The organism is Psychrobacter sp. DAB_AL32B, from assembly GCF_002224105.1.
Taxonomy (GTDB): Bacteria; Pseudomonadota; Gammaproteobacteria; order Pseudomonadales; family Moraxellaceae; genus Psychrobacter.
In genome coordinates, this window is record NZ_NEXU01000127.1 from 1 (window position 1) to 6,395 (window position 6,395).

5 protein-coding genes are annotated in these 6,395 nt (G+C 40.7%); 1 reads left to right on the top strand and 4 read right to left on the bottom strand.

Going from position 1 to position 6,395, the window contains the following annotated elements:
• Positions 1–312: 312 nt before the first annotated feature.
• From CAN34_RS13435 to hisD, 4 genes are all read right to left on the bottom strand, one after another.
• Positions 313–1,305, bottom strand: a complete 993-nt coding sequence (locus tag CAN34_RS13435; protein ID WP_217320633.1) for a cupin domain-containing protein — start codon at positions 1,303–1,305, stop codon at positions 313–315.
• 46 nt (positions 1,306–1,351) lie between these two features.
• Positions 1,352–2,410, bottom strand: a complete 1,059-nt coding sequence (locus CAN34_RS13440) for a LacI family DNA-binding transcriptional regulator (protein ID WP_089556073.1) — start codon at positions 2,408–2,410, stop codon at positions 1,352–1,354.
• A gap of 127 nt (positions 2,411–2,537) precedes the next feature.
• Complete coding sequence (locus tag CAN34_RS13445; protein ID WP_089556074.1) at positions 2,538–3,311, bottom strand: SDR family NAD(P)-dependent oxidoreductase; 774 nt, start codon at positions 3,309–3,311, stop codon at positions 2,538–2,540.
• A 66-nt stretch (positions 3,312–3,377) separates the two neighbouring features.
• A complete protein-coding gene (gene hisD / locus CAN34_RS13450; RefSeq protein WP_217320634.1) occupies positions 3,378–4,685 on the bottom strand; it encodes a histidinol dehydrogenase in 1,308 nt (435 codons plus the stop codon).
• Positions 4,686–5,242: 557 nt separating this feature from the next.
• On the opposite strand from hisD, the gene CAN34_RS13455 reads away from it, so the two are divergent.
• A complete protein-coding gene (locus tag CAN34_RS13455; protein ID WP_089556076.1) occupies positions 5,243–6,259 on the top strand; it encodes an ester cyclase in 1,017 nt (338 codons plus the stop codon).
• Positions 6,260–6,395: the final 136 nt, after the last annotated feature.

Genomic DNA, 6,395 nt, shown 5'->3' on the forward strand with positions numbered 1-6,395 from the left:
TCTTGCTAAATCCTGCATATTATTGTGAGTTGAAACATGCAACAATATGAATCGGGACTCTATGAGAAAATGCGGAAATTTGCGGTGTATAAAGTCTTGCATCACACATCATGCCGGGGATAAGAACTAACGGTATCACTGGTATATTCCTAATATGTATAGTGAGTTTTAAGTCGCAAATATAACCCTAAGATAACCATCTCGATTGCATTGCTATTCGCTCTGTGCATACTATTTTTACGCTGTTATCTTATCTTGATATACCTGAGCTCAATTATATGTTCAACTATAATTACTTTGGATTTGAAGCTATCAATTAAGCATCCAAGTAGGCCCTGCAGGTTCAACTGTGTTTCTCACTCTAAATAGTGCTGCTTCGCCAAACATCGACGGATAAATACTGTGCATTAAGTTGGGCGGCACTGCTACTACATCCCCTGGTGCGATACTGGTTTTGACTTCTGCACCCGTATCGTCTAGCCACTTCAATGTCCAATGCCCCGTTTTTACCATCAGAACTTCATGACAGTCAGTTTGATAAGCCTCTTCACTAATTGAGCCGCGTGTCAAAAAATCCACCGCAAAACCAGGCTTATCCTTGATTAATGCTTGCTCGCCAATAACTTGGCAAGGTGCCTTCTTGGCCAGCGCCATCATATCCCAATAACGAGCGACATAATCAGGGACGATTACTGAGGTGGGCACTTCTGGATACTGCTTAAGCGCTTCTTTTGTGAGTAGCGGCATTGGGGCAATACCCTCAGGTAGACTCTCCCCTTTTTTACTGTCATACAACCGACCATTGTCACCCAAAATTAAACCATGAGCCTTAGCATCTTCAATGACCTGTGGTGCCCAAGTCACACCGCCACCCGCATCGTCACCACCGAGTATCGACATAATCATGCCATAGTCGTCACCGATGTTTTCAAAGCCACGAAAGACCCCAGTCGGAATATTAAAAATATCTCCTGCTTCGCAAATCACTTCCCCCGCTGTACCATGAAGACCCCAAAAAAAACGCCAACGACCGCTCAACACAAAAAACACTTCGGCAGTGGTGTGGAGGTGCAGGCTATTTTTACAATATGGCGGTTGGCCAGCTGCGCCAATGTTAAAACCAGGGGTTTCTTTGATATGCACATGCTGGTCTGGGCTTTCTGATACACCACCACCAATGATAGTGAAGTTTTCTTTATAATTTGATCCTGGGGTATGAGCATCAATAAAAGCGGTGCGGCAAGGCTGTAAATCTCCATAACGCACGATACGCTTTTCCATCTCTACTCTGCTAATTCCTTTCATTGTTTTATTCCTATTTTTAATTGCTTTCTCAATAACTTTTTTAAATCTAAATTATTGATGGTGTTTTTGCCGACTTACGAATTATCAATGGGCCATCTATCGAAATACGTCTCGGTGGAGAATCAGGAGCTTCAATTTTTTCTAATAAAGTAGACACCACCTCATCTGCCATACGTTGAGCAGGTTGACTTACTGTCGTTAAACTATAGGATTCCCAAGAAGCAGCGGCAACATCATCGTATCCAACTACGGACACATCTTCTGGCACTTTAAGTCCTAACTCGTAACGCAAGGTGTCAATCACAGCGAAAGCCATAAAATCATTGGCAACAAAGACAGCATCTGGGCGATTTGTCTCCGTTTTATTAGCAAATAACTCTATCGTGGCTTGCTTTGCGGTTTCACGATCATAATTACCGACCGCTTTGGCAAATAACTGTTGACCAGACTCTTGCAACCCTAAAATAAAACCCGCTTCACGGTCGCGCTGGGTAGAAGATCCAGTCCAACCTGAAATATGAGCGATTCTTTTATGATTACCTTTGACAAAAAAATCCGCTACTTTACGACCGCCTACAAAGTTGTCAGAGCTCACACCAGAAAGCCGATCATCATCTTGCAAACGATTGAGCATAATTACAGGAATGCTTTCTGCATGACAGCGATCCGTCAAATCGCTCGATAAGCTCAAAGATGCCGTTATAATACCGTCCACTTGATAATCCAAAAGCTCATCCACCACCTTAAGAGTAGATTCTTTGTCATTCATCGCCATAAAAATCAATAAATGATAACCATGCGATTGCAACGCATGAGACAGCTTTTCAATCACTTCTGCGTAAAACAGATTTTCTAGATGAGCCACAACCAAACCAATTAAACGACTTTGTCCGGTAATTAACGAGCGCGCTAACATATTTGGACGGTAACCTAATTCCTTAGCGGCTTTTTTCACCTTATCTTTAACTTTTTGTGACACACTTGCACCTGGGGTATAAACCCGAGATACCGCAGATTGACTAACCCCTGCTGCTTCAGCAACTTGATCTGCTGTAACGCGTTGATGCTTTATGCTATTTTTGATATTTAGACTTTTATTTGTCATTTCATAACCTTTTATAGCCCTGCTTTTAGCTATGGTTGTTGATAGAGTTTTCTAATAATCATTATACCTAGCTAGCTAGCAAGTCAAAAACATTCAATAGTAAAGTCGCTGACATCTCAACACTGAGCTATTCTGCCGTCCATCCACCGTCTATTAATAATGAAGTTCCTGTTATCATTGCTGATGCTTCTGAAGCTAAAAACACAGTAGCTCCCATAATATCTTCTACTTCGGCAACTCTGCCTAAATGAATTTTATTCATAATCCATTGGCTTTTACTAGAGTCAGCAAAGGTTGAAGCGCTCAAGGCTGTTTTTACAAATGTCGGACAGATAGTATTAATACGAATACCATGCTTACCCCACTCTATCGCCATGGCCTTGGTATAGCCTTCAACAGCATGTTTGGTGGCACAATATACGGCCCGATCAAACCCACCAACATGCCCCATTTGCGAGGAAATATTGATAAGACTACCTGCTTTATTTGCACCAATGAGTTGTTTTGCCGCCGCTTGCATCAAAAAATAGGATGCTCGTAGATTGATATCAGAAACTTCATCAAAGTCATCAGGTTCAGTCTCTAGCGCAGGGCTGTGTTTTGCCATACCGGCACTATTGACGACGATATCAAACGCTTCTGCATCAGATACATTTTTGAATAAATGACGGACTGCAGCAACATCGGTAATATCTAGCTTTAAAGCGTTAGCCTTCAAACCTTTATCTTTCATTAGCTTAACCACGGCTTGTAGCTTATCGGAAGAGCGCGCTGCTAATGTCACCTCTGCACCAGCTTCAGCCAATGCAACAGCACACCCTAATCCGATACCAGATGAGGCTCCAGTAACTAACGCACGCTTACCAGTAAGGTTAAATGATGGTGTCGTTGGTAATTGCATAAGTATTTACCTTCTCTAATTTAAATATCTGATATCAAATAAATATGACTGGATTATCATGCTTGCTTAATCAGCAGCCTCGCCATAAGGTACCTCTTGATGACCATAACGACGTACACGCACATTACACTGCTCAGCATGACCAACAAAGCCTTCTAATATGCATAAACGAGAGCCATATCGGCCAATCTTTGCAGCGGCTTCATCTGTGGTTATTTTTTGATATGAGTGAGTTTTTAAATATTTACCTATCCATAACCCACCTGTATATCGACCTGCTTTTTTAGTTGGTAAAGTATGGTTCGTTCCAATAACTTTATCGCCATTAGAGACATTAGTACGAGGACCTAGGAATAATGCGCCATAACAGGTCATATTGTCTAAAAACCAATCATCTCGATCTGTCATTACCTGCACATGTTCTGAAGCATACTCATTCGCAACTTCAAGCATCTCTTCATAGGTATCACAAACAATGATTTCCCCATAATCTTCCCAACTTTTTGATGCTGTGTCAGCCGTTGGTAATACCTTCAGTAGGCGTTCGATTTCACTCATGGTGTCTTCAGCAAGTTTTTGTGAAGTCGTTAACAGTACAGCAGGTGAGTTATAACCATGCTCTGCTTGACCTAGCAAATCTGTAGCACATATTTCACCATCAACTGTCTCGTCTGCAATAACCATCGTTTCGGTAGGTCCTGCAAACAGATCAATACCTACTCGGCCAAATAGCTGACGTTTCGCTTCGGCGACAAAGGCGTTACCAGGGCCAACCAACATATGAACAGGCTCTATAGTCTCAGTACCTAAAGCCATTGCACCCACTGCTTGAATGCCGCCCAATACGTAAATTTCATGAGCACCACCTAAATGCATAGCAGCAATTACAGCAGGATTAGGCTTGCCTTCAAATGGCGGTGTACAAGCAATAATACGAGGCACACCTGCAACCGAAGCTGTGGCAACAGACATATGAGCGGATGCAACCATTGGAAACTTACCACCTGGTATATAACAACCTACTGACTGCACAGGAATATTTTTATGTCCCAAAATAACCCCTGGCATTGTTTCAATCTCAATGTCTTGCATGGAGTTGCGTTGGGCTTGAGCAAAGTTACGTACTTGAGTTTGAGCAAATTTAATGTCTTCTAAATCACGAGGTGACACTTGTGCAATCAACTCATCAATCTCTTTTTGGCTTAAACGAAAGGCTTTAGGAGAATAGTTATCAAACTTCTCTGACAACTCTCGTACCGCAATATCACCACGTTTTTCGATATCTGCTAATGTTGACTCAACCACTTGACGTACTTTAGCGTCATCTTGGTTACGTTCTGCCTCAGGCTTGCCTTCTTTTAAATAGGTAATCACATCCATGTCCTCGTTTGTGCTTATTTAGTATGTTACTTAATAGATAAACTAGATTGGTTTTCTTATATTACGTTTTTAATCATATCAACTTTGCTTTCATACCACAAGTATTTTTGCATACGAATTTAATATTAAAAAACACTATAATACCTGATGTCTAATCATATGAAATATTTACATAAAACCCTTTATTTACTTATACATATAGTAAATAAATACAATACATTTATTATAATTTAGGCTAAAACTTACTTATTTATAGCCAATATAATATCTATGAATAGTTATATAACAATATAAAAGTGCAATCGAATTCAAATTGTTCTAATATAGAACTTACCTTAGCTATTTTAATTAGGATCTTCTGAGTTTTTAGCTCTATCAAGGCAATGGAAGCGATTGATATTGATAGAAGGCTCTGTTCAATAACGTAGAATAAGATAAATCCATTCCTAAACTTTAGTGATATAGTTTAGGGTGTTGAGCGTTCAATAGACCCTAGCTATCGTATATACCTATCTTATTTAGATAATAACTGGAAATTAATAGGACAACATATGATTCAACAAGCCAAAGAGTTTATCTGGGAATACTGTGAAGCCTTTGACAACACAGATGCAGACTCGTTACCAGAACTGTTTAGTCAATTCGTAACTGATGATTACAACTGGAAGGGGGTATATCCGTTTCGAGAAATCTCTGGATATGATGAGGTAATTGAGCAGTTTTGGCGACCGCTCAAGGAATCCGTCACCAACCTGCAAAGACGTATTGATATTTTTATTGGTGGTTCCAATGAAATTGAAGATAATAGAGAAAGTAAGAATCAGGCCGTTTGGGTGATGAATATGGGCCATTTCACAGGGCTTTTTGATAAGCCGTGGCTCGACATACCCCCTACTGGCAAAATGCTCAATATTCGCTATGCTGAGTTTCACCGAATAGAAAACAATAAAATCACCGATACGGGATTATTTATAGATCTTATTGGTGTTATGCAACAGGCGGGGGTCTATCCTCTTCCTCCTTCGACAGGGCAGTATTTCGTTTACCCTGGCCCGCGCAACCATCAAGGAATTTTACGCGGTGAAAGCGACCCTTTGCAGACCCAAAAAACCCTTGATACCGTCAATATGATGATCGATGATCTTAATCAGCTCAATTTAAGTGGTGCCATGGGATGTCCTCCCGAAGTCTTGGCACGAACTTGGCACCAAAATATGACTTGGTACGGCCCTTGTGGCATTGGCGCAAGTTACACCATTGAACGCTATCAAAAACAGCATCAACTGCCCTTCCGTAATGGCTTGGGGGATAAGAAGTACAATGGACATGTATGCCGTTTTGCTGATGGCGAGCTGGCTTGCTTTTTTGGCTGGCCCAACTTAACCAACACCCCGATAGGAGGGTTTTTAGGCATGCCAAGCAGCGTACAGGCAGATATGCAAGTGGTGGATATCTATTATCGTAAAAACGATAAGCTGTCTGAAAACTGGGTATTTATAGATATACCTTGGTGGTTAAAACAACAAGGGCTTGATGTATTAGAACGTATGCGAGAAACGCAAGTTTAATATTAGACCTAAGTAAAAAGTAAACCTCTATCAATAATAATACCATTCACGAGCATTTACTGAGAAAAATAATTTCTTAGTAAATGCTCGTGAATGGCCATAATCCAGTCTAAGTGTTTAATCTCTATTTGATGGC